We start from the raw sequence: 23,247 nt of genomic DNA on the forward strand, positions 1-23,247 counted from the left end.
GCACGACGGCCGCGCGCGGCCGTGCGACTTCGGTCGGTTGCCTCAGCACCGCTACGACTTCGGTCCGTTGCTCTGAGATCGGTCGTTCGATTGACCGATCTCAGAGCAACGGACCGAAGTCGTGACGCCCACCAGCAACCGACCGAAGTCGGCAACCGGCCCAGGAGCCTCAGCCGATGAGGTGCAGGCTCTCCTTGTTCTTGTCCGCGTACAGACGCTCGACGTCCTCGTCGAAGTCCTTCAGGAACACCGAACGCTTCACGCTCTGCTTCGGCGTGAGGTACCCGTTCTCGATGGTCAGGTCGCTCGACAGCACCGTGTACTTGCGGATCGACTCGGCCTTCGAGACCGCCTTGTTCGCACGCTGCACCGCCTCGTCCAGCGCGGCCAGGACGTCGGGGTCCTTGCGCGCCTCGTCCACGGACAGCGCGGGCTTGCCGTGCATCTTCAGCCAGCCCGGCAGCCCTTCCGCGTCGAGCGTGATGAGCGCCCCGATGAACGGTTTGCCGTCCCCGACCACCACGCACTGACTGACCAGGGCGTGCGACCGGATCCGGTCCTCGAGATTCGACGGCGCCACGTTCTTGCCGCCCGCGGTGACGATGATCTCCTTCTTACGACCGGTGATCGTGAGGAACCCGTCGTCGTCCAGGACGCCGAGGTCGCCGGTGAGGAACCAGCCGTCCTCGGTGAACGACTCCGCGGTGGCGGCTTCGTTGTTGTGGTACCTCCGGAAGATGTTCTGGCCCTTGAGGAGGATCTCGCCGTCCGCCGCGATCTTGACGGAGCAGCCCGGCAGCGGTGGGCCGACCGTGCCGATCTTCGTCGCCTTCGGACGGGTCACGGTTGCCGGAGCGGTGGACTCGGTGAGGCCGTAGCCCTCGAGCACAGTGAGGCCCAGACCACGGTAGAAGTGGCCGAGGCGCTCGCCCAGCGGGCCGCCGCCCGAGACAGCGAACTCCGCCTGGCCGCCCAGCTTGGCCCGCAGCTTCGAGAACACCAGGGCGCTGGCGACCGAGTGCTGGAGCTTCAGGCCCAGGCTCGGGCCCGACGGCGTGTCGAGCGCCCGCGACCAGGCGATACCCGTGGCGGTGGCCCAGTGGAAGATCTTCGCCTTGCCGCCGGCCGCAGCCGTCTGCTCGGCGGTGTTGTAGACCTTCTCGAACACGCGCGGTACCGCGAGGATGAACGTCGGCTTGAACTCGCCGAGCCCGTCGACCAGCGTCGTCGTGTCGGCCCAGTGCCCGGTGACCACGCCGCCGGCCACGCCGAGCACGTGGATGTACCGCGCGAACACGTGAGCCATCGGGATGAACAGGAGGGTGCGTCCGCCCTCCTTGGCGAACACCTCCGGCACCGCCTCGACGGCGTTCACGGCGAGCGACGCGAAGTTGCGGTGCGTCAGCTCGGCGCCCTTGGGGCGGCCCGTGGTACCCGAGGTGTAGATGATCGTGGCGAGGTCGTCGAGGTCCGCGAGAGCGCGGCGCCGGGTGATCTCGGCGTCGGGCACGTCCACGCCGTCGGCCACCACCGCGTCCAGCGCGCCGTCGTCGATGACGAGCACGTCGGTCACGAGCGGGCAGGCGGCGCGCACCTCTTCGACGGTGGCGGCGTTGCCCGCGGTCTCGGTGAAGATCAGCTTCACGTCGGCGTCGGACAGGATCCACTCGACCTGCTCGGCCGAGGACGTCTCGTAGACCGGCACGGGCACCGCGCCGGCGGCCCAGGTCGCGAAGTCCAGCACGGCCCACTCGTACCGGGTGCGGCACATGATGCCGACCTTGTCGCCCGGTTCGATACCGCGGGCCACGAGGCCCTTCGCCACAGCAATCACCTGGGCGTCGAACTCACCGGCCGTGACGACCCGCCAGGGCTCGCCCTTGCCGGCCGGGACCTCCATCATCGGCTTGTCGGCACCGGCGCCGACACGATCCGCGAGTACATCGTTGAGATTGGAGGTGGGGGGCAGCTCGATGAGGATCGGGCTGAAGATCTCGTCCATTCTGACTCCAGTGGCAGTACTGACCGTGCCTGCAAAGATACCGGGAAACGGACGCCGTGTGTTGCACTCCCGGCGGTCGCTACCCTGGTTGTGCGCACCTACTCGGTGCAGCCTCCTTTTCGACGGTCCGTACGACCGTCGTGCAACGAGAGAACGTGAGGACGAATGCACGCCATCGGGGTCGACATCGGCGGCACCAAGATCGCTGTGGGAGTCGTCGACGAGGAGGGCAAGATCCTCGCCCAGGTGCGGCGGGAGACCGACGCCGACGACGTCGCGCACATCGACAGGGCGATCGCCGACGCCTGCAACGAGCTCGTCAAGGAGCACGAGGTGAGCGCGATCGGCCTCGCCGCCGCGGGCTTCGTGAGCCCCGACCGGACGTCCGTGAACTTCGCCCCCAACATCGCCTGGCGGGAGTACCCGCTGGCCGCCAAGGTGGCCGAGCTGGTCGACGCCGACCTGCCCATCGTGGTGGAGAACGACGCGAACGCCGCAGGCTGGGCCGAGTTCCGGTTCGGCGCGGGCCGCGACGCCACCGACATGCTCATGCTCACCGTCGGCACCGGGCTCGGTGGCGCGGTCATCTCCGAGCGGGAGCTCGTGCGCGGCAAGTGGGGCATGGCGGCGGAGGTCGGGCACATGCGCGTGGTGCCGGAAGGGCACTACTGCGGCTGCGGCCACGAGGGCTGCTGGGAGCAGTACGCCTCGGGCAGTGCGCTGGAGCGCGACGCCCAGCACGCCGCCGTCGCGCGTGTCGACCAGGCTGCCAGGCTGCTGGAGCTCGCGGGCGGCGACCCTGCCGAGATCCGCGGCAAGATGGTGACGCAGGCCGCCCATGAGGGCGACGAGCTGTCCGTCGAGCTGCTCGCCACCCTCGGGCGCTGGATCGGTGAGGGTTCCGCTTCGGTGGCTGCCCTGCTCGACCCGGAGCTCATCGTCATCGGCGGTGGCGTCGGCGCGGCCGGCGACCTGTTGCTCGGCCCCGTACGGCGCGGCTTCGAGGCCCAGCTGTCCGCCATGGGCCACCGCCCGGTCGCGAAGATCGAGCTGGCCGAGCACGGCAACGAGGCGGGCATCGTGGGCGCGGCGGACCTCGCCCGCCGCTGAGCACTCCCCCGCCGAGGCATCAGGGCAGGCGCTGAGGCATCAGGTGCGAGAGAGTCAGGCTCGAGAAAGTCAGAAGCTCAGTTCACCCGGGTGAACTGAGCTTCTGACGTCTCCGCGCGCGTGTCGGTTCCGTGTGTCGGGTCCGGCGTCGTGTCGGATCCGACGACGCCGCACCTGCCCGCGTCACACGACGGCGCCCGGCCCGTCGTCGTCGGGGTCCCGCTGGTGGGGCATCCGCCAGATCAGCACACCGAGGCCCGCCACGAACAGGCCGAGGCCGATCTGCCCGGCCAGCGGCGGGATCGACACCGACGGCATCGCCGCCGAGACGATCATCCCGATCACGGCCAGCGAAGGAACACCCACGACGAAGCTCCAGGCCATCGTGAGCAGCGGGTCGCGCGACAGCAGGGGCGGCGGCTCCGGCGGCGTGAAGTGGGAGTCCTCGTCCTCGAGCGCCTCGACCTCCGGCGTCAGCGGCCAGTCGCGCGGGCCGGCGGGCAGGATCACGCGCGGCCCGGTCGCCGGCTCGTCGTCCGAGCGGTCGTCCGAGCGGTCGGCCGAGCGGTCGGCCGAGCGGTCGACAGAGCCGTCTGCGCCGTCAAAAGGGCCCTCCGCACCGTCGCCGGCGCGGTTCCCGGACCGGTCGGCGGCGCCCTCACCGGTGGCGCTCTCGTCATCGGGCCGCGAAGTCTGAGAAGATTCGGCGGGCTTCTCCGGGTCGCCGGCCGTGCCGGCAGCCCGCGAGACGTCCATGTCGCCGAGGGTTGCGACGATGTCGGCCCAGCGCGAGGCCACGTCGTCGTCGCCCAGCTCGCGTGGGGTGTCGCCGGGCACGTCGTCGTCTCGGTCGTCGGTGTTCGATGCGGCCATGGGCACACTCTATTGTCGTCGGGGGGCCCGCGGGGCCGGGTCTGGAGGAGGAATCTTGTTCTACTGGGTGATGCGGAACCTGCTGGTCGGCCCCTGGCTGCGCCTCGCTTACAAGCCGTGGGTGATCGGCGCCAAGAACGTGCCGCGAACAGGCCCGGCGATCATGGCCAGCAACCACCTGGCGGTGATCGACTCGTTCATCCTGCCGCTCCTGATCCCGCGCCGGGTGACCTTCCTCGCCAAGTCCGACTACTTCACGGGCAAGGGCGTCAAGGGCAAGTTCGTCGCCTGGTTCATGACGGGCATCGGCATGATCCCTGTGGACCGGTCCGGCGGCGCCGCGAGCGAGGCCGCGCTGCGCACGGGCCTGCGCGTGCTGCGTGAGGGCAACCTGTTCGGCATCTACCCCGAGGGCACCCGCAGCCCCGACGGCCGCCTCTACAAGGCGAAGACCGGCGTGGCCCGGATGGCGCTCGAGTCCGGCGCCCCGGTCGTCCCCGTCGCCATGGTCGACACCGACGTCGCTCAGCCCCCCGGGCGCGGCCTGCCCACGTTCATGCCGCTCGGCGCCGTGATCGGCGAGCCGCTCGACTTCAGCCGGTACAAGGGCATGGAGACCGACAAGTTCGTGCTGCGCGCCGTCGCCGACGAGATCGAGTACGCCATCCTCGCGCTGTCCGGCCAGGAGTACGTCGACGCGTACGCGGCGAGCGCAAAGGAGCGCGCGGCCCGCGGCGAGCCCCCGATCCCCGCGTCGGAGGAGGGCCCCGGCGGCCTGCCCCTTCCTGAGGTCGAGAAGCCGAAGCGCCCGACTCGCTGAGCCGCTCCTGGTAGGTCAGCGGGGCGGCGCACCGGTGGAGGCCCGCACCACGAGGCTGGTCGCCAGCTCGGTGCGGAGCGTGTGGCCGCTGGCGGTCCGGGCCCGGTGCACCAGGTCGACGGCGGTGGCGCCCATCTCGGCCAGCGGCTGGCGCACCGTCGTGAGCGCCGGGTCGATCCACGGGGCGATCGGCAGGTCGTCGAAGCCGACGAGCGAGACGTCGCGAGGCACCACCAGGCCGGCCTCGCGCAGCGCGCGCAGGGCGCCGAGGGCGGTGTCGTCGCTGCTGGCGAAGATGGCGGTGGGCGGGTCGTCCAGGGCCATGAGCCGCTGGGCGCCCTCGTACCCCGAGGTGACGCCGTACGCGCCGACGTACACGAGCTCGTCGTCGGTGGACTCGCCGGCCCGGATCATCGCCGCGCGGTAGCCCGCGAGCCGGGCGATGGCGTTGTCCTGCTCGAGCGCTCCCGTGATCGTGGCGATGCGCCGGTGGCCCAGGCCCAGCAGGTGCGCCGTCGCCTCGAGCCCACCCTGGAAGTTGGTGGCCCCGACGCTGAGCATCCCCTCGGGCGGACGCTGCCGCGGGTCGACGACGACGAGCGGCGTGCCGGTCTTCTCCAGCGCGCTCCGGGCCTCGGCGTCGGGCACCGCGACGATGCTGACCAGGCCGTCGGTGCCGCGCTCGAGCGCGTGGCGCACCCAGGCGCTGCAGTCGTCGGGGTCGGGCTCGACGGCCAGCACCACGTCGAGACCGAACCGCCGCGCGCCGGCGACGGCGCCGCGGACCACCGCCTCGGACCACGTCCCCTCGAAGTCGACGATCCGGACGTCGATCATCCCCGTCGGCTTGGCCGACCGCGGCCGGACGCTGTAACCGTGCCGTTCCAGCACCTCGGTGACGCGGGCGCGGGTGGCGCCGGCGACGTCGGGCCGTGTGTTGAGGACCTTGGAGACCGTCGGGACCGAGACGCCCGCCTCGGCCGCCACGACGGCGAGCGGGATGCGGGGCTGGTCCTGTGTCATGCGTCCTCCGTCGGCGTGGGCGAGTTCTGGTTTCCGAAATCAGGATCGTAGCGGAGACCGCGCGAGCTCGGCGCACAGCCAGACCATTCCGGGCAGGAGCCCATTGACACGTTACCCGGCCGCGTCTAACCTCCCCGGGTCTTTCCGAGATTCGTCTCCGAAATTTCGGAACAGCAGATCAACAAAGGAGTGATCGTGAACAGGACACCTCGCCTCGCCGGAGCGGCGACGGCGTCGACCCTCGCGCTGGCCCTCGCCCTCACGGGATGCGGACGCAGCGACGAGGCCGGCACCACGGCTGAAGGCTCCAGCAGCATCACCGACGGCCCCGCCACGGGCACCATCGAGGTCTGGGCGATGGGCACGGAGGGCGAGCTGCTGCCCGAGCTCGCCGAGCAGTTCGAGGCGGACAACCCCGACGTCACGGTGAATGTCACGCCCGTGCCGTGGGAGTCGTCCACCGAGAAGATCAACACCGCCATCGCCACGGGCGAGGTGCCCGACGTCATGCAGGTCGGGACCACCCTCATGAGCGGCTTCGTGGAGCTCGGCGGCCTCGCACCCACCCCGGAGGACATCGACTCCGAGGCGTTCTTCCCGGGCGCATGGGACACCACGGTCGTCGACGGGACGTCCTACGGCGTGCCCTGGTACGTCGAGTCGCGGGTCCTGTACTACCGCACGGACCTCGCGGAGCAGGAGGGCTTGGCGGCCCCGAGGACCTGGGCCGACCTGACCGACTTCGCGGCAGGGCTGCAGGACGCCGGCGCGGAGCACGGCATCGCGCTGCAGACGCGCGGCAACTCCACGGCGCTGATGTACCTCCCGTTCTACTGGCAGGCGGGCGGCGAGATCATGGACGACGGCGGCGAGTTCACCCTCGACAACGACGCCCAGGTCAAGGCGCTGGAGTACTACTCCTCGTTCATGCGCGACGGACTGGCCCCGCCGGTGCTCGTCGAGGAGGAGAAGGTGCAGAACTTCATCGACGGCAAGCTCGGGTCGTTCGTCTCCGGCCCGTGGGAGCGCGCGAACCTGCTGACGACGGCGGGCGACAAGTTCGCCGACTCGTTCGGTGTGGTGCCGCTTCCCGCGGACGAGGCGACGGGATCGTTCATCGGCGGCTCCAACCTCGCCGTTCTGGCCGACGCCGCCAACCCCGACGCCGCGTGGAAGTTCGTCCAGTTCGCCACCGATCCCGCCACGCAGGTCGACTGGTTCGAGATCTCGCACGACCTGCCCGCCGTACAGGCCTCCTGGGACGACCCCGCGCTGGCTGACGACGAGGCCGTCGCCGTCTACCAGGAAGTGCTCGAGACGGCGCGCTCGACGCCCGCGATCCCGACCTGGGCCGAGATCGAGCACGAGCTCGACCTCCTCATCGAGCAGGTGATCGCCGGTGACGTGAGCCCCGAGGACGCGGCGAAGCAGATGCAGGACGCCGCCACCTCGATCGGGACGGGCCTGGACTGACCGTGACCGTCTCCGCACGCCGCCGCCGCACCGGCCTCGCCGCCTGGGGCTTCGCGCTGCCGTTCGCGGTGTTGTTCGCCGTGTTCATGCTGCTCCCGGTCGCGTCCTCCCTGTACATGGCGTTCACCGACATGCACGGGGCGGACCTCAAGACCCCGTGGGCGGTGAACTTCGTCGGGCTCGACAACTTCGTCGCGGTCCTCGGGGACCCGAAGTTCCAGCAGGCCGCCGGCAACACGCTCTACTTCGTCGGGGTGGCCATGCCGCTAACGCTCGGGATCGCGCTGCTCCTGGCGGTGCTGCTCAACTCGGGCCTGGTGTGGTTCCGGTCGGTGTTCCGCGTCGGGTTCTACGCCCCCGTGGTGACCTCGATCGTCGCGGTGGCGGTCGTGTGGCGGTTCCTGCTGCAGCCCGACTTCGGGCTGGTGAACTCAGCCCTCGGCATGGTCGGCATCGACGGGCCGCGCTGGCTCACCGACGAGGTCTGGGCCATGCCGTCGCTCATCGTGATGGCCACGTGGCGCAACGTCGGGTACTCGATGGTGATCCTGCTGGCCGGTCTGCAGGGCATCCCCCGCGACCTGTACGAGGCGTCGGCCATCGACGGGGCCGGCGCCGTGCGCCAGTTCCGGTCCATCACGGTCCCCCTGCTGCGGCCCACACTGCTGTTCTGCGCGGTCATCACCGGCATCGGGTACCTGCAGTTCTTCGAGGAGCCGTTCGTCATGACGCAGGGCGGGCCGCTCGGGGCCACCAACTCGGTCGCCTACGAGATCTTCAACCAGTTCGGGTTCGGCAACTACGGCGTCTCCGCAGCGATGAGCTACGTGCTGTTCGTCGCCATCGTGATCCTGTCGTACCTCCAGTTCCGCCTGCTCAGGACGGAGAAGTGATGGCAGACGACGACGCGCCCCGCCGGCGCCGCCTCACCCCGCGCGCGGTGGTCCTGAACGTCGCGCTCCTGGTCGGTCTCGCCGCCTCGATCGGACCGCTCATCTGGATGGTGGTGTCCTCGGTCAAGCCGGAGGGCGAGATCCGGCAGTTTCCGCCCACCTTCCTCCCCGACCAGCTGACGTGGGCGAACTACACCGAGCTGTTCGCCACGCTGAGCTTTCCGCGCTACTTCCTGAACTCGGTGGTGGTGGCGGTCATCGTGACCGTCGGGTCGGTCCTGTTCAGCGCGATGGTCGGCTACGCCCTGGCGAAGCTCGACTTTCCCGGCCGGCGCACCCTCTTCGCGCTGGTCATGGGCACCCTGATGGTCCCGGGCATGGTCACCTTCGTTCCGCTCTTCGTGCTCGTGGCCAACCTGGACCTCATCAACACCTATGCGGCGCTGATCCTGCCGTTCCTGGCGGCGCCGTTCGGGGTGTTCCTGATGCGACAGTTCATGCTCGACATCCCGGACGAGCTGCTCGACGCCGCGCGCGTCGACGGGGCCGGCGAGTTCCGCACGTTCTTCGCCGTCGTGCTGCCGCAGACCAGGCCCGCGCTGGCGACGCTCGGCATCCTGACGTTCCTCGGGTCCTGGAACAACTTCCTGTGGCCCCTGGTCGCCGTGCAGTCGGCCGACAAGTACACCCTGCCGGTCGCCCTGGCCCTGTACTCGACGGGCCAGAACACCGTGCAGTACGGCCTGCTCGTCGCCGGCGCGACGGTCATCGTGCTGCCCATCCTCATCGTCTTCCTGGCCCTGCAGCGGCACATCGTGCAGGGCATCTCCACCACCGGCCTGAAGTAGGAGTCCTTCCGTGACCGAACAGATCACGCTGCCCACCGCACCCGGCTTCCTGTGGGGCGCGTCGACCGCCGCGCACCAGATCGAGGGAGGCAACGTCAACAGCGACTGGTGGGCGAAGGAGCACGTCCCGGGGACGCTGTGCGCCGAGAGCTCCGGCGACGCCGTCGACAGCTACCACCGCTACCCGGAGGACGTCCGGCTGCTCGCCGACGCCGGGCTGAACAGCTACCGCTTCTCGGTCGAGTGGGCGCGGATCGAGCCCGCCGAGGGCGAGATCTCCCGGGCCCAGCTCGCGCACTACCGGCGCATGATCGACACGTGCCTGGCCGCCGGCGTCACGCCGGTCGTCACGCTGCTGCACTTCACGCTGCCGCGGTGGTTCGCCGAGCGGGGCGGCTGGTTCGCGCCCGACGCCGTCGACACGTTCAGCCGGTACGTCGAGACCGTCACGCGGATCCTGGGCGACGTGCGCCACGTCGTCACGATCAACGAGCCCAACATCACCTCGATGATGCTGGGCGCGAGCCGGCGCACCAACCTGGATGCCGCGGGCCTGGCGGCACCCGACCAGGCGGCGTCCGAGGTGCAGGCGACGGCCCACCGCCGGGCCGTCGAGATCCTGCACGGACTGGGGCACGTTCGGGCCGGCTGGACCGTCGCGAACCAGGTGTTCCAGGCCGCTCCGGGTGCAAAGGAGGCCCGGGACGCCTACGCCTACCCGCGCGAGGACTTCTTCCTGGAGGTCGCGCGCGGCGACGACTTCGTGGGCGTGCAGAGCTACCTGCGCACGATCATCGGGACCGACGGCGAGCCCGTGCCCTTCGGTGACGACGTCGAACGCACCCTGACCGGCTGGGAGTACTACCCGCAGGCGCTGGGCGAGGCGCTGGAGTACACCCACCGCATCACCGGTGGCGTGCCCATGATCGTCACCGAGAACGGGATGGCCACCGCCGACGACGCACGCCGCGTCGACTACACCCGGGGCGCCCTGGAGAGCATGGCCCGGGCGATGGCCGGCGGGTGCCGCGTCGAGGGGTACCTGCACTGGTCCCTTCTCGACAACTACGAGTGGATGAGCGGCTTCGCCCCGACGTTCGGGCTGATCGCCGTCGACCGCACGACGTTCGAGCGCACGCCCAAGCCGAGCCTTGCGTGGCTCGGCGACGTCGCCCGCACGGGGAAGCTGCCCGCCTGAGCCCGGAGCCCCGGACCGGACGGCGACGCCCTACCGCACCACCTGTCACGGCTACGACGACGTAGAGGAGACACATCATGAGCAGAAGGACCACGAGGTACAAGACGGCGGTGGCCGCGGCCGCCGTCGCCGCCCTGACGTTCACCGCCGTCCCGGCGAGCGGGAGCACCGACGGCGCCGCGGCGGCCGAGGGCGCCGCGAGCGCCGACCGGAGCCAGGACCGGCGCACGCTGCGGACCTGGGCGGCGGACACCTGGCGCTCGTTCGACGCCCTGGTCGTCGAGGAGACCGGGCTGCCCGACGACAACATCGGCGGTGACCTCAGCCCGGGCAGTCGCGGCAGCTACACCTCGCCGACGAACATCGGCGCCTACCTGTGGAGCACGGTGGTCGCCCGCGACGTCGGGCTGATCGGGCGCGCCGAGGCGCGCGAGCGCCTGGCGACCACGCTGGAGACCGTCGCCGGGCTGGAGAAGCACGAGCCCAGCGGCATGTTCTACAACTGGTACGACCCGGAGACGGGCGCCAAGCTGCTGACGTTCCCCACGAGCGGCGACCCGGTCAAGCCGTTCCTGTCCAGCGTCGACAACGGCTGGCTGGCCACCGGCCTGCTGCTGGCGAGCCGTGCGGAGCCGGCTCTGGCCGGCGAGGCGGACGCGGTCCGGGAGCGCATGGACTTCGGCTGCTACTACGACGCCGCGCAGAACCAGATCCGTGGCGGGTTCTGGGACACCGACCCGCAGGAGCCGGCGCCGGTCGCCGGCGACTACTGCGGCATGGGCGCGGACGTCTGGTACACGGGCCACCACTACGGGGCGTTCAACACGGAGCCGCGTATCGCGTCGTACCTGGGCATCGCCGAGGGGCAGATCCCGCCGGAGCACTACTTCGGCACGTACCGCACGTTCCCGGACAGCTGCGACTGGGACTGGACGGAGACGCGGCCGACCGGCGAGTGGGCCGAGTACCTGGGTGTCCCTGTGTTCGAGGGCGCGCTGCCCTACCGCGGCATGCGGATCGTGCCGACGTGGGGCGGCAGCATGTTCGAGGCGCTGATGGTGCCGCTGTTCGTGCCCGAGGAGACGTGGGGACCCCGGTCGTGGGGCCGCAACCATCCGCTGTACGTGCGCGGGCAGATCGAGCACGGGATGCGGGAGGCCGGCTACGGCTACTGGGGCTTCTCGCCGTCGAACGACCCGGCCGGCGGGTACCGCGAGTACGGCGTCGACCAGCTGGGGCTGGACGGTCCCGGCTACACCTCGGACCAGGAGCGCACGACGGTCGACCAGCCCTACGCGGGCTGTCGGGAGGGCTCGCCCGCACCCACCGAGTACGGCGACGGCGTGGTGACGCCACACGCCTCGTTCCTCGCACTGCGGTATGCCCCCGGTGAGTCGATGGCGAACCTGCGGCGTATCGCGCGGGACTTCGACGCGTACGGTCCAGGCGGCTTCTACGACGCCGTGGCGGTGCGCAGCGGGCAGGTCTCCGAGCGGTACCTCGCGCTGGACCAGGGCATGATCATGGCGGCGCTCGGCAACGAGCTGGCCGACGACGCGATGCGGCGTTACGTCGCGCCGGGCGCGCTGGAGCAGAGGGTTCGCCCGCTGATGGCGATGGAGAAGTTCAACGTCGGCCGGAAGTAGCGCCACCCGATGTGTCAGTCGTTCACCTCACCCACGAAGGAGCCTGCCGTTGACCTCGGACCTCGCCTCGCGCCTGGGGCGCACCGTGCTGTACCAGATCTATCCGCAGTCCTTCGCGGACGCGAACGGTGACGGAATCGGCGACCTCGCCGGGATCACCGAGCGCCTGGACTACCTGGACTGGCTAGGGGTCGACGCGCTCTGGCTCAGCCCGTGCTTCGTCTCCCCGTTCGCCGACGCCGGGTACGACGTCGCGGACTTCTTCCAGGTGGCCCCGCGCTACGGCACGAACGAGGACATGGCCCGGCTGACCGAGGAGGCCGGCCGGCGCGGCATCTCGGTGCTGCTCGACCTCGTGGCCGGTCACACCTCGGACCAGCATCCGTGGTTCCGGTGGTCGGCCGACGACCCGGACGACCACCGGTTCGTCTGGAGCGACGTGCCGGTGGACGGGTTCCAGCCCGGGACCGGCGCGCGGGGCGGGTACTACCTGCCCAACTTCTTCCCGGTGCAGCCCGCCCTGAACTACGGCTACGCCCGGCTCGACCCGGCTGAGCCGTGGCGTCAGCCGGTCGACGCACCCGGTCCCCTGGCCAACCGGGCGGCGCTGCGCGAGATCATGGCGCACTGGTTCGACCTCGGCGTCGCGGGCTTCCGTGTCGACATGGCGTCGTCGCTCGTCAAGGACGACCCGGGCCACGTGGAGACGAGCCGTCTGTGGCGCGAGACCCGCTCCTGGCTGGACGACGCCTACCCGGGCCGCGTGCTGATCAGCGAGTGGGGCGACCCGCGGGTCGCCGTCCCGGCGGGCTTCCACGTCGACTTCTTCCTCCAGTTCGGGGGCGACGACGACGGGCTCCCCTTCCGGTCCCTGTGGAACAACGGCGCGGGGACGGTCAACCCGTCCTGGGGCGAGGTGCCGGCGTGGGCCGGCGCGGAAGGCACGGGCGACGCCCGCACGTTCGTCGACGCCTGGCAGGCGGCCGCCGACGCCATAGCGGCCACGGGTCGCGGCGGAGTGGTCGGCCTGCCGACGTCGAACCATGACTTCACGCGCCTGGTGGCGGGTGCGCGCGACGCCGAGCAGGCCCGTGTCGCCCACGTGCTCACCATGACCTGGCCCGCCCTGCCGTCGGTCTACTACGGGGACGAGATCGGCATGCGGTACGTGCCGGGCACGCCGACGTTGGAGGGGTCGCGTCTCAGCCCGACGTACGACCGGGCAGGATCGCGCACCCCCATGCAGTGGGGCGACCTCCCGTCCGGCACGCTCGGCCCAGGCGACCCAGCGACCGCCTGCTACCTGCCGCAGGACCCCGAACCGGACCGGCCCACGGTCGCTGCCCAGCTCGACGACGACGACTCGCTCCTGCACCTGGTCCGCACGCTCATCGCCCTGCGGCACGACGACCCCCGTCTCGACGTCGCGTCGTCGGTCGAGGTGCTCGGCACCGGGTATCCCGTGACGTACCTCCGGGGCGGCACGCTCGCCGTCGTGCTGAACCCGGGACGCGCGCCGGTACGTCAGCCGCTGCCGGGCGCCGCGGAGGCGCGGCCCGTGCTCGCCCGGGGGTGCAGGACGGAAGCCGGCGCCGACGGGGACGATGTGGTGCACCTGGACGGATTCGGCTATGCGGTGCTCGACCTGGACGCGCCCGAGGACTTCCGGCCGGCGGGTTAACCTTGGCCGCGTGGAACTGATCCGTAAGGGCAAGGTTCGCGAGGTCTACGCGGACGGCGACGATGTGATTCTGGTGGCTTCCGACCGTGTGTCGGTGTACGACGTCGTGCTGCCGACGCCCGTGCCCGACAAGGGCGCGATCCTCACCCAGATCTCGCTCTGGTGGTTCCGGCAGTTCGCCGACCTGGTGCCCAACCACGTGATCAACGAGGACGTCCCCGAGGAGTGGAAGGGCCGCGCGGTCCGCTGCAAGCGCCTGGAGATCGTCCCCGTCGAGTGCATCGTGCGTGGCTACCTCGCGGGTGGGGGCCTGGAGAGCTACCGCGAGTCGGGCAGCGTGTCCGGTGTCGCGTTCCCACCCGGCCTGGTCGAGGCCGACCGGCTGCCGAAGCCCGTCTTCACGCCGTCCACGAAGGCCGACGAGGGCCACGACGAGTACATCTCCGTCGAGGAGATCGCCACGAGCCTGGGCGAGGAGACGACCGGCCGCCTGCGCGACCTGTCGCTGGAGATCTACGACCGCGGCGCCGAGATCGCCCGCGAGCGCGGCGTGCTGATCGCGGACACGAAGTTCGAGTTCGGGACCGACGCCGACGGCGTCCTGACGCTCGCCGACGAGGTGCTGACGCCGGACTCCTCGCGTTTCTGGAAGGCGAGCGAGTACGAGCCCGGCCGCGGGCAGTGGTCCTACGACAAGCAGTTCGTGCGCGACTGGTCCGCCACCCTGACCGACTGGGACCGCACCTACCCGGGCCCGGAGATCCCGGCCGACGTGGTCGCGGAGACCCGCGCCCGCTACATCGAGATCTACGAGCAGCTGACGGGCGGCACCTGGACCTGAGGCGTCGTCACCGGCGCTCCGGCGGGGAGTGTCAGTGGTGCCAGCTAGCGTGCACGCCGTGAGCACCACCACCTCCGCATACCAGGCCACGTTCGAGGAGCTCGGCACGCCGCTGCGGGACGTGACCTTCGTGGTGGTGGACCTCGAGACCACCGGCACGAACGCGAAGGACGGCGGCATCACCGAGATCGGCGCCGTGAAGGTACGCGGCGGCGAGGTGCTGGGCGAGTTCCAGTCGCTCGTGAACCCCGGGCAGCCCGTCCCTGCGTTCATCGCGCGCCTGACAGGGATCACCAACGCCATGGTCGCGACCGCCCCGGACATCGCGCTGGTGCTGCCGAGCTTCCTCGAGTTCGCGCGCGGTTCGGTCCTGGTGGCACACAACGCCCCGTTCGACGTCGGCTTCCTCAAGACGATGTGCGCCCGGCTCGACTACGAGTGGCCCGGGTTCGACGTCGTGGACACGGTGCCCCTGGCCCGGCGCCTGGTCACCCGGGACGAGGCGCCCAACCACAAGCTGTCGACGCTCGCCAACCTGTTCCATGCCACGGTCTCCCCCGAGCACCGTGCCCTGGCCGACGCGCGGGCGACCGTCGACGTCCTGCACGCTCTCTTCGACCGCCTCGCGCCGATGGGCGTCACCCACCTCGAGGACCTGGCGACCGCCGCCGACCCCGTACCGCCCGAGGTGCGCCGCAAGCGGCACCTCGCCGACGACCTGCCCGACGCGCCAGGCGTCTACCTGTTCCGGGGCCCCGGCGACGAGGTCCTGTACGTCGGCACGTCCGTGAACATCCGCAAGCGGGTGCGCTCGTACTTCACCGCAGCCGAGAAGCGGAGGCGGATCACGGAGATGGTGCGCATCGCCGAGCGCGTCACGCCGGTGGCCTGCGCGACGCCGCTGGAGGCCCAGGTGCGCGAGCTGCGGCTCATCACCGAGCACGCCCCGCGCTACAACCGGCGCTCGAAGTTCCCGGAGCGGCACTCCTGGGTGCGGCTCACCGACGAGGCGTACCCGCGGCTCTCGGTGGTGGGCGCCGTGGTGGCCGGCGCCGCGCACATCGGACCGTTCGCGTCCCGGCGCACCGCGCAGGACGCCGTCCACGCCCTGCACGACGCACTCAACATCCGCCAGTGCACCGCACGCCTACCGCTGGTGTCCCGGAAGGCCGGCAGCCCCTGCGCCCTGGCGGGCATGGGCCGTTGCTCCGCGCCGTGCGTCGCGACGGAGGGCCCCGACACGTCGTACGAGCAGGTCGCCGACGCCGCCCGCCGCGCCCTCACGGGAGATCCCTCCCCCGTGGTGCGCGCGCTCTCCGACCGCATCGCCGCGCTCGCCCACCAGGAGCGGTACGAGGAGGCGGGCGAGGTCACTCGACGGCTGCGCGCCTTCGTCTCGGGCGCCCACCGGGCGCAGAAGCTGGCGCCGCTCGCGGCATGCGCCGAGCTCGTGGCAGCGCGGCCCTCCGGTATCGGCGACGCACCGGGCAAGCCGGGCGGCTGGGAGATCGTCGTGATCAAGCACGGCCGGCTCGCCGCCACCGACGTCTCGGCGCCCGGTGCCAACCCACTCCCCCTGGTCGCTGCGCTGCGTACCACCGCCGAACATGTCGAGCCCCCGGTCCCACCGTCGCCCGCCGCTCACCCGGAGGAGACCGACCTGCTGATCGCGTGGCTCGACTCCCCCGGCGTGCGCCTCGTGCATCTCAGTGACACCTGGGCCTGCCCCGTCCGGGCGGCCGGTGCCCATGCGGAGCTCACGTGGGCATCGGACCGGGTGCGCACCGAGATCAGTACCGGGATCAGTACCGAGATCAATACCGGGATCAGTACCGGTGACGGCGTTCCGGCACCCGAGAACCCACGGCACGTGGATACGATGACGGCATGCTGACCGCGATCGTCCTCATCGACGCCGAGACGTCCCGCATCCCCGAGGTCGCGCAGGAGGTCGCGAACATCGACGGAGTGAGCGAAGTCTTCTCCGTGACCGGCAAGACCGACCTCGTGGCCATCGTGCGCGTTCCCGAGCACGAGCAGCTCGCCGGCGTCGTGTCCGACACCGTGAACAAGGTGCCCGGCGTGCAGAACACCGAGACCCTCATCGCCTTCCGGGCCTTCTCGAAGGCGGACCTGGAGCAGGCGTTCGCCCTGGGGCTCGACGACTAGGCACGCGCTCGACGATCGCCACCAGCACGTCGGCCATCAGCACGAGCATCGTGTCGGCCGGGCGGGGCTCCGACAGGTCGGGTAGTCCTGGACGGTGGGTGCCAGGTCCGGTGAAATTCGTTCAGCCCGGCCCCGCACACTCAACGCTGGCTGAACTGTTCGGCTCAGGTGACATACGCCTGCCGGAGCCGAACGATATTCAGCCCAGCCGGCACCCACCACAACAGCACACCGCGCCTCTGCCCCTGGCCGGGAGCGGGGCGCTGTGCGCCTGTCTGCGACGCAACCGCACGCCAAGCCGCAACGCCACCGCGCGCCTACTTCGACGTCTCTACGCGCCTAGCTACGACGCCGCTGCCCGACAGCGGCGCCGGCGCCGGTCGGCTCCTTCGCCTCGATCGTGTCGTGCTGACCGTGTGAGTGCGCGGCCTCGAGCTCCGCGGGCGTGACCGGTGAGACGCGGTCCTCGTAGAAGAACCGAGACACCTTCTGCCAGCGGCGGTCGGACTTGTAACCCTTGCGTCGCACGCCGCGCGCGTCCATGAGGGGCTCGATCTCCAGCGGCGCGGGCGAGTCGTAGTTGACCCGCAGCCAGCGCTCCTGCTCGTCGAGCGGAGTGTGCACCTCGACGTACTCTCCGTTCGCGAACCGGACGATGCGGCCCGACTCGTGGCCGTGCAGCACCATCTCCCGGTCCTTGCGCTGCAACCCGAGGCAGACGCGTTTGGTCAGCCAGAACGCGAAGACCGGCCCCACGAACAGCAGCACACGCAGCACCCACGTGATCGCGAAGATGTCGAGCGAGAAGTGCGTGGCGATCAGGTCGTTCGTGGCCGCCAGCGCACAGACCACGAATGCGACGAGCAGCGCCACGCCCATCGCCGTACGCACCGGCCGGTTGCGAGGGCGGTCCAGCACGTGGTGCTCCCGGTGGTCACCGGTGACCTTGGCCTCGAGGAACGGCCATCCGAACAGCAGGGTGAAGAGGATGCCCGGCACGATCAGGGCCGGGATCAGCAGGTTCATGCTGAGCGTGTAGCCGCCGATGACCCACTCCCAGCCGGGCCCCGGCATGAGGCGCAGCGCACCGTCGACAAACAGGATGTACCAGTCCGGCTGTGTGCCCGCCGAGACGGGTGACGGGTCGTAGGGCCCGTAGTTCCACACGTTGTTGATCGACATCGTGGCGCCCATCAGGGTCAGCACACCGGCGATGATGAAGAAGTTGCCCGTCATCTTGGCCACGTACACCGGCATGGCCGGGTAGCCCACGACGTTCTTGTCGGTGCGGCCGCCACCCGGGTACTGGGTGTGCTTCTGCAGCACCATCAGGAACAGGTGCAACGCGATGAGTGCGATCAGCAGGCCGGGGATCACGAAGATATGCAGCGTGAAGAGTCGCGGAATGATGTGCTCGCCGGGGAACTCGCCGCCGAAGACCAGGAACGACATGAACGAGCCGATCAACGGGATCGACTTCACGACGCCGTCGATGATGCGCAGACCGTTGCCGCTCAGGACGTCGTCGGGCAGCGAGTAACCGGTGAAGCCGGCCGCCAGCGCCAGGATGAGCATGACGGCTCCGACCAGCCAGTTGACCTCCCGCGGCTTACGGAACGCGCCGGTGAAGAAGACCCGGAACATGTGCACCACGATCGAGGCCACGAAGATCAGGGCCGACCAGTGGTGGATCTGCCGCATGAGCAGGCCACCGCGCACCTCGAACGACATGTGCACCGTCGAGTGGAACGCCGCAGACATGAGCTGTCCGTGCATGGTCGCCGGGTGCTCGCCCTCGTAGCGCACGAGCGCCATGGACGGCTCGAAGAACATCGTCAGGAAGAAGCCCGACGCGATGAGCACGACGAACGAGAACAGTGCGATCTCGCCCAGCATGAAGGACCAGTGGTCCGGGAACACCTTGCGCGCGAACTCTTTGACCAGCATGCCGATGCTCGTGCGCTGGTCCAGGTAGTCGGCTGCCTTGCCGACTCCGGTAGGACGTTGCTGCTTTGCCACGTCGTCACCCCTGAGGTAGGAGATACGCGCCCATCAATCGGTGCCCCTCCAGTAGACACCGATCCGAGCGCAGCTTTCCACTCGTGACGACGAAATAGCCGGGCGATCTGTGACACGACAGATCCGGCGCACTTCCGAGGATTCACTCCCCGGAGCGCGCCGGATCTGGTCAGTCGATCAGACGAACAGGTCAGACCGTCAGACCGTCGGGACGACGAGGCCCGCGGTCTGCGTCTTGGCCCGGCCCAGGCGCTCGGAGACGTTGCTCCAGGACACGAGGTTCCACCAGGCCTTGATGTAGTCCGGGCGCACGTTCAGGTAGTCGATGTAGTAGGCGTGCTCCCAGCAGTCCAGCATCAGGACCGGGGTGAGCGCGAAGGGGATGTTGCCCTGCTGGTCGAACAGCTGGACCACGACGAGCTTCTGGCCGACGGAGTCCCAGGCCAGAACGGCCCAGCCGGAACCCTGGACCCCGGCTGCGACGGCGGTGAAGTGCGCCTTGAACTTCTCGAACGAGCCGAAGTGCTCGTCGATCGCGGCCGCGATGTCACCGGTGGGCTCACCGCCGGCCTCGGGCGCCATGTTCGTCCAGAAGATCGAGTGGTTGATGTGACCACCGAGGTTGAACGCGAGGTCCTTCTCGATCTTGTTGACGTTTGCCAGGTTGCCCGACTCGCGGGCCTCCTCGAGCTGCTCCAGGGCAGTGTTCGCACCCTTGACGTACGTCGCGTGATGCTTGGAGTGGTGCAGCTCCATGATCTTGCCCGAGATGTGCGGCTCGAGCGCGGCGTAGTCGTAGGTCAGGTCAGGGAGCGTGTAGACAGCCATTGCTGAGGTACCTCCAGGATCGGTCCGCACACCGGACGGTGCACGGGGGGAGACGCCGTCCTGGTCGTGCGCCGGTGTGGTGCCCGCCGGGACGGCAATGGCCCGTGTCCCCGGCCGCAGATGCGGACCGGGAGACACAGGCCATCGCTTGGGGTCGCAGGTCGCTCAGTGCTCCCGCGAGGTGGTTCCTGCGCCGGCCTCGACGGCCTGGCGCTCGGACCCGTTCAGCTGGTCGTGCTCGCCGTGCGAGTGCGCGGCCTCGACCTCCGCCGGGCTGACAGGTGCCACGCGGTCCTCGTAGAAGAACCGGGACAGCCCCTGCCACCGCTTGTCGGAGGCGTAGCCCTTGCGCTTCACACCACGCGCGTCGGTCTTTGGAGCGATCTCCAGCGGAGCCGGCGCCTCGTAGTTGACCCGCAGCCAGCGCTCCTGCTCGTCGAGCGGAGTGTGGACCTCGATGTACTCACCGTTCGCGAAGCGGACGATGCGGCCCGACTCGTGGCCGTGCAGCACCAGCTCGCGGTCCTTGCGCTGCAGCCCGAGGCAGATGCGCTTGGTGATGTAGTACGCGAACACCGGCCCCACGAAGAACAGGATGCGGAAGACCCACGTGATCGCGTTGATCGACAGCCCGAAGTGCGTGGCGATGAGGTCGTTCGACCCGGCCAGCGCCAGGATGATGAACGCGGCGAGGAACGCGACCCCGAGGGCGGTCCGGGCCGGCTTGTTGCGCGGCCGGTCCAGGACGTGGTGCTCCTTGTCGTCCTTCGTCACGCGCGCCTCGAGGAACGGGTAGACGAAGAGGAACGTGAACAGGATGCCCGGGATGACCACGGCCGGGACCAGGACGTTCAGCGGGAGGGTGTATCCGAGGATCACCCACTCCGTGCCTTGGCCGGGCATCAGTCGCAGCGAGCCCTCCAGGAACAGCATGTACCAGTCCGGTTGCGCACCGGCGGAGACCGGAGATGGATCGAACGGACCGTAGTTCCACACGTTATTGATCGACATCGTGGCGCCCATCAGGACCAGCACACCCGCCACGATGAAGAAGTTGCCCGTCATCTTGGCCACGTACACCGGCATGGCCGGGTAGCCCACGACGTTCTTGTCGGTGCGGCCGCCACCCGGGTACTGGGTGTGCTTCTGCAGCACCATCAGGAACAGGTGCAACGCGATCAGCGCCAGCAGGATGCCCGGGATCACGAAGATGTGCAGCGTGAACAGGCGGGGCACGATGTGGTGACCCGGGAACTCGCCCCCGAAGATCATGTACGACATGAACGAGCCGACCACGGGGATCGACTTGACGACGCCGTCGGTGATGCGCAGACCGTTGCCGGAGAGGACGTCGTCGGGCAGCGAGTAGCCGGTGAAACCGGCGGCCAGGCCCAGGATCATCAGGATGAGACCGACGATCCAGTTGATCTCGCGCGGCTTGCGGAACGCGCCGGTGAAGAACACGCGCATCATGTGCACCACGATCGAGGCCATGAAGATCAGGGCCGACCAGTGGTGGATTTGCCGCATGAGCAGACCGCCGCGCACCTCGAACGACATGTCGAGGGTCGAGGCGAACGCGACGGACATGAGCTGGCCGTGCATGTTGGCCGGGTGCTCACCCTCGTACGTCTCGAGCGCCATGGACGGCTCGAAGAACATCGTCAGGAAGAAGCCCGACGCGATGAGCACGACGAACGAGAACAGTGCGATCTCGCCCAGCATGAAGGACCAGTGGTCCGGGAAGACCTTGCGCGCGAACTCCTTGACGGCGAGGCCGATGGAGGTGCGCTGGTCGAGGTAGTCAGCGGCCTTGCCGACGGTCGTCGTCGGCTTGGCCGGTGCCTCGCGCTTGGTGTCGTGGGTCGCGGTGCTCACTTCAGGCGCTCCCAGAAGCTCGGGCCGATGGGCTCGGCGAAGTCGTCCTGCGCCACGAGGTAGCCCTCGTCGTCGACCGTGATCGGCAGCTGCGGCAGCCGGCGGTTGGCCGGGCCGAAGACGACCTTCGCACTGTCCGCGATGTCGAACGTCGACTGGTGGCAGGGGCACAGGAGGTGGTGGGTCTGCTGCTCGTAGAGCGCCACCGGGCAGCCCACGTGCGTGCAGATCTTCGAGTAGGCGACGATGCCCTCGTGCGACCAGGTCTCACCCTCGGGCGACTGGTCGGTCCGGAGGTCCTCCGGGTTGAGGCGCACCATCAGGACGACGGCCTTGGACTTCTCCGTGATCCACTCGTGCGTCTCGCGGTACTCCTCGGTCGTCTCCGGGACGACGTGGAACACCGAGCCCACGGTGACGTCGGACGCCTTGATGGGTCGACCCGACGGGTCGATCGCGAGGCGCATGCCGCGCTTCCACATCGTGTGCTTGAACTTGGAGATGTTCCAGTCGCCGCCCACGGAGCCGATCAGCGGCACGGCGATGGCGAGCGGGAACAGCGCCAGGGCACCGAAGAACGCGCCCTTGAGCACGCCCCGGCGGCCGACGACGCCCGAGTCCTCGAGGCCCTCGTTCAGGTCCCTGATCGCGGTCTCGCGGTCTTCACCCTGCGTCGCGAGCGTGTGCCGCTCCTGGACGAACTCGCGGTCACCCATGAGGGCCTTGGCCCAGTGGATGCCGGCGATACCGATACCGAGCAGCGACACCGCGAGGCCGAGGCCGATCAGCAGCGTCGACAGCCGGACGCCCGACGTCGTGCCGTCCGGCGGGACCATCACGTAGGCGACGATCGAGCCGATGGTGCCCAGGATGGACAGGACGAACAGGATGGTCACGGTCCGCTCGGCGCGCTTGGCCGCGCGCGGGTCCGTGTCCGTGAGGCGCTTCTTGTGCGCCGGCATACCCGGGTCCGGGAACCGGTCAGCGGGCCCGACAGCGGTGCCTGCCTCAGGCGCGACCGTCACGTCCTTGGACGTGTCGGCCGGGGGGTTCTGGTTCTCGCTCACGAGGACTTCGCTCCGATCCACACTGCTGCGCCGATGAGCAGGCCCAGGCCGATCGCGAAGGCCCAGAGGCCTTCGGACACGGGGCCGAGGGCGCCGAGCGAGTTACCGCCCGCGGAACCCTCGCGCTGCTCGACGAGGAACGAGACGATGTCGCGCTTCTCGTCCGGCGTGATGTTCGCGTCGTTGAAGACCGGCATCGACTGCGGGCCGGTCTGCATCGCCTGGTAGATGTTCCGCTCGGACGTCTCCCACAGTGCGGGGGCGAACTTGCCCTCCGACAGCGCTCCGCCCGCGCCCACGGCGTTGTGGCACATGGCGCAGTTGGTGCGGAACAGGGCCATGCCGTTGGAGGGATCCCCCAGGCTGGCATCGACCTGCTCGTCCGTGGGGATCGCCGGGCCGGCACCCAGCGAGGCGACGTATCCGGCCAGGGCCGCGGTCTGCTCCTCGTTGAACTGCGCGGGCTTGGCCACCGCCTGCGGACCGTTCATCTGCATCGGCATACGACCGGTCGACACCTGGAAGTCGACGGAGGCTGCGCCGACGCCCACCAGGGACGGCACGCCGTCGGTGCCCTCGGCGTTCGGGCCGTGGCACGTCGCACAGTTGGCCTGGAACAGCTTCTTACCGGTCTCGATGTCCGCGGTGCTGACGGTCTCGGCCTTAGCCGTGCTCGGAGCCAGGGCGGCATAGATGCCACCCGTGGTCAGCAGCGCCAGCAGCAGGAGCACGACCGGAGCCATCCGGTGGTGCCTGCGGGCGGCGAGTGCCTTCACGAAAATGTCCTCGTCTCGCTGAAAGTGTTTGAGCTTCTCTGTCATGAACCTATGCCACCGCACGTGGCCACGTTGCCCGGACGCCCGAGGCGCCGAGGCTAC

The 23,247-nt window shown here is 69.7% G+C and carries 19 protein-coding genes; 11 read left to right on the forward strand and 8 right to left on the reverse strand.

The annotated features are described in order from the left end of the window. Nucleotides 1-169 precede the first annotated feature (169 nt). Complete coding sequence (locus LUU90_RS02285) at nt 170-2,002, reverse strand: AMP-dependent synthetase/ligase (RefSeq protein WP_275001619.1); 1,833 nt, start codon at nt 2,000-2,002, stop codon at nt 170-172. A gap of 165 nt (nt 2,003-2,167) precedes the next feature. Here LUU90_RS02285 and LUU90_RS02290 point away from each other — a divergent pair, with 165 nt between their 5' ends. Beyond that, nucleotides 2,168-3,112 carry an ROK family glucokinase gene (locus tag LUU90_RS02290; protein ID WP_275001620.1) on the forward strand — a complete coding sequence of 315 codons (945 nt, stop codon included), beginning with the start codon at nt 2,168-2,170 and terminating at the stop codon, nt 3,110-3,112. A gap of 183 nt (nt 3,113-3,295) precedes the next feature. Here the strand turns inward: LUU90_RS02290 and LUU90_RS02295 are convergent, their stop codons facing one another. Beyond that, entirely contained in the window at nt 3,296-3,985 is a 690-nt protein-coding gene (locus LUU90_RS02295) for a hypothetical protein (RefSeq protein ID WP_275001621.1), read from the reverse strand. Between the two features lie 55 nt (nt 3,986-4,040). Here LUU90_RS02295 and LUU90_RS02300 point away from each other — a divergent pair, with 55 nt between their 5' ends. After that, on the forward strand, nt 4,041-4,805 hold the full coding sequence (locus LUU90_RS02300) for a lysophospholipid acyltransferase family protein (RefSeq protein ID WP_275001622.1): 765 nt from the start codon (nt 4,041-4,043) through the stop codon (nt 4,803-4,805). A 15-nt stretch (nt 4,806-4,820) separates the two neighbouring features. Here the strand turns inward: LUU90_RS02300 and LUU90_RS02305 are convergent, their stop codons facing one another. Then, nucleotides 4,821-5,828 carry a LacI family DNA-binding transcriptional regulator gene (locus LUU90_RS02305; RefSeq protein WP_275001623.1) on the reverse strand — a complete coding sequence of 336 codons (1,008 nt, stop codon included), beginning with the start codon at nt 5,826-5,828 and terminating at the stop codon, nt 4,821-4,823. 195 nt (nt 5,829-6,023) lie between these two features. Between LUU90_RS02305 and LUU90_RS02310 the strand changes: the two genes are divergently transcribed. From LUU90_RS02310 to LUU90_RS02350, 9 genes are all read left to right on the forward strand, one after another. Further along, on the forward strand, nt 6,024-7,301 hold the full coding sequence (locus tag LUU90_RS02310) for an extracellular solute-binding protein (protein WP_275001624.1): 1,278 nt from the start codon (nt 6,024-6,026) through the stop codon (nt 7,299-7,301). Between the two features lie 2 nt (nt 7,302-7,303). Beyond that, on the forward strand, nt 7,304-8,194 hold the full coding sequence (locus tag LUU90_RS02315) for a carbohydrate ABC transporter permease (RefSeq protein ID WP_275001625.1): 891 nt from the start codon (nt 7,304-7,306) through the stop codon (nt 8,192-8,194). Then, nucleotides 8,194-9,042, forward strand: coding sequence for a carbohydrate ABC transporter permease (locus LUU90_RS02320; protein WP_275001626.1), 849 nt, complete (start codon nt 8,194-8,196; stop codon nt 9,040-9,042). Before LUU90_RS02315 ends, LUU90_RS02320 begins: the two co-directional genes overlap by 1 nt. 10 nt (nt 9,043-9,052) lie before the next feature. Then, nucleotides 9,053-10,240, forward strand: coding sequence for a glycoside hydrolase family 1 protein (locus tag LUU90_RS02325; RefSeq protein WP_275001628.1), 1,188 nt, complete (start codon nt 9,053-9,055; stop codon nt 10,238-10,240). Between the two features lie 77 nt (nt 10,241-10,317). After that, entirely contained in the window at nt 10,318-11,886 is a 1,569-nt protein-coding gene (locus LUU90_RS02330; protein WP_275001629.1) for a glucoamylase family protein, read from the forward strand. Between the two features lie 49 nt (nt 11,887-11,935). Continuing rightward, nucleotides 11,936-13,567, forward strand: a complete 1,632-nt coding sequence (locus tag LUU90_RS02335; RefSeq protein WP_275001630.1) for an alpha-amylase family glycosyl hydrolase — start codon at nt 11,936-11,938, stop codon at nt 13,565-13,567. Between the two features lie 10 nt (nt 13,568-13,577). Beyond that, the gene (locus LUU90_RS02340; RefSeq protein ID WP_275001631.1) at nt 13,578-14,408 is read left to right on the forward strand and encodes a phosphoribosylaminoimidazolesuccinocarboxamide synthase; all 831 of its coding nucleotides are present in this window, start codon (nt 13,578-13,580) and stop codon (nt 14,406-14,408) included. Nucleotides 14,409-14,457: 49 nt separating this feature from the next. Next, nucleotides 14,458-16,302 (forward strand): DEDD exonuclease domain-containing protein, encoded by a 1,845-nt coding sequence (locus LUU90_RS02345; protein ID WP_275001756.1) that lies wholly within the window; start codon nt 14,458-14,460, stop codon nt 16,300-16,302. Then, nucleotides 16,296-16,577 carry an Lrp/AsnC family transcriptional regulator gene (locus LUU90_RS02350; protein ID WP_253867636.1) on the forward strand — a complete coding sequence of 94 codons (282 nt, stop codon included), beginning with the start codon at nt 16,296-16,298 and terminating at the stop codon, nt 16,575-16,577. The genes LUU90_RS02345 and LUU90_RS02350 overlap by 7 nt, the downstream gene beginning before the upstream one ends. 339 nt (nt 16,578-16,916) lie before the next feature. Here LUU90_RS02350 and LUU90_RS02355 read toward each other — a convergent pair whose 3' ends face one another. The 5 genes from LUU90_RS02355 to LUU90_RS02375 all read right to left on the reverse strand — a co-directional run bounded on the left by LUU90_RS02355 (nt 16,917) and on the right by LUU90_RS02375 (nt 23,145). After that, entirely contained in the window at nt 16,917-18,596 is a 1,680-nt protein-coding gene (locus LUU90_RS02355; RefSeq protein ID WP_275001632.1) for a cytochrome b, read from the reverse strand. A gap of 198 nt (nt 18,597-18,794) precedes the next feature. Further along, a complete protein-coding gene (locus LUU90_RS02360) occupies nt 18,795-19,424 on the reverse strand; it encodes a superoxide dismutase (RefSeq protein ID WP_275001633.1) in 630 nt (209 codons plus the stop codon). Nucleotides 19,425-19,589: 165 nt separating this feature from the next. Beyond that, a complete protein-coding gene (locus LUU90_RS02365) occupies nt 19,590-21,302 on the reverse strand; it encodes a cytochrome b (RefSeq protein WP_275001635.1) in 1,713 nt (570 codons plus the stop codon). Then, on the reverse strand, nt 21,299-22,369 hold the full coding sequence (locus tag LUU90_RS02370; protein ID WP_275001636.1) for a ubiquinol-cytochrome c reductase iron-sulfur subunit: 1,071 nt from the start codon (nt 22,367-22,369) through the stop codon (nt 21,299-21,301). Before LUU90_RS02370 ends, LUU90_RS02365 begins: the two co-directional genes overlap by 4 nt. Beyond that, nucleotides 22,366-23,145 carry a c-type cytochrome gene (locus LUU90_RS02375; RefSeq protein ID WP_275001637.1) on the reverse strand — a complete coding sequence of 260 codons (780 nt, stop codon included), beginning with the start codon at nt 23,143-23,145 and terminating at the stop codon, nt 22,366-22,368. Before LUU90_RS02375 ends, LUU90_RS02370 begins: the two co-directional genes overlap by 4 nt. Between the last annotated feature and the right edge of the window lie 102 nt (nt 23,146-23,247).

Origin of the sequence: Promicromonospora iranensis, assembly GCF_028994775.1 — a bacterium.
In the GTDB taxonomy this organism is placed as follows: domain Bacteria; phylum Actinomycetota; class Actinomycetes; order Actinomycetales; family Cellulomonadaceae; genus Promicromonospora; species Promicromonospora iranensis_A.

What these genes read in the sequence shown, in the direction of transcription:
- LUU90_RS02285 (WP_275001619.1), bottom strand. Translation starts at nt 2,002, where the DNA reads ATGGACGAGATCTTCAGCCCGATCCTCATCGAGCTGCCCCCCACCTCC.
- LUU90_RS02290 (WP_275001620.1), top strand. Translation starts at nt 2,168, where the DNA reads ATGCACGCCATCGGGGTCGACATCGGCGGCACCAAGATCGCTGTGGGA.
- LUU90_RS02295 (WP_275001621.1), bottom strand. Translation starts at nt 3,985, where the DNA reads ATGGCCGCATCGAACACCGACGACCGAGACGACGACGTGCCCGGCGAC.
- LUU90_RS02305 (WP_275001623.1), bottom strand. Translation starts at nt 5,828, where the DNA reads ATGACACAGGACCAGCCCCGCATCCCGCTCGCCGTCGTGGCGGCCGAG.
- LUU90_RS02320 (WP_275001626.1), top strand. Translation starts at nt 8,194, where the DNA reads ATGGCAGACGACGACGCGCCCCGCCGGCGCCGCCTCACCCCGCGCGCG.
- LUU90_RS02330 (WP_275001629.1), top strand. Translation starts at nt 10,318, where the DNA reads ATGAGCAGAAGGACCACGAGGTACAAGACGGCGGTGGCCGCGGCCGCC.
- LUU90_RS02350 (WP_253867636.1), top strand. Translation starts at nt 16,296, where the DNA reads ATGCTGACCGCGATCGTCCTCATCGACGCCGAGACGTCCCGCATCCCC.
- LUU90_RS02360 (WP_275001633.1), bottom strand. Translation starts at nt 19,424, where the DNA reads ATGGCTGTCTACACGCTCCCTGACCTGACCTACGACTACGCCGCGCTC.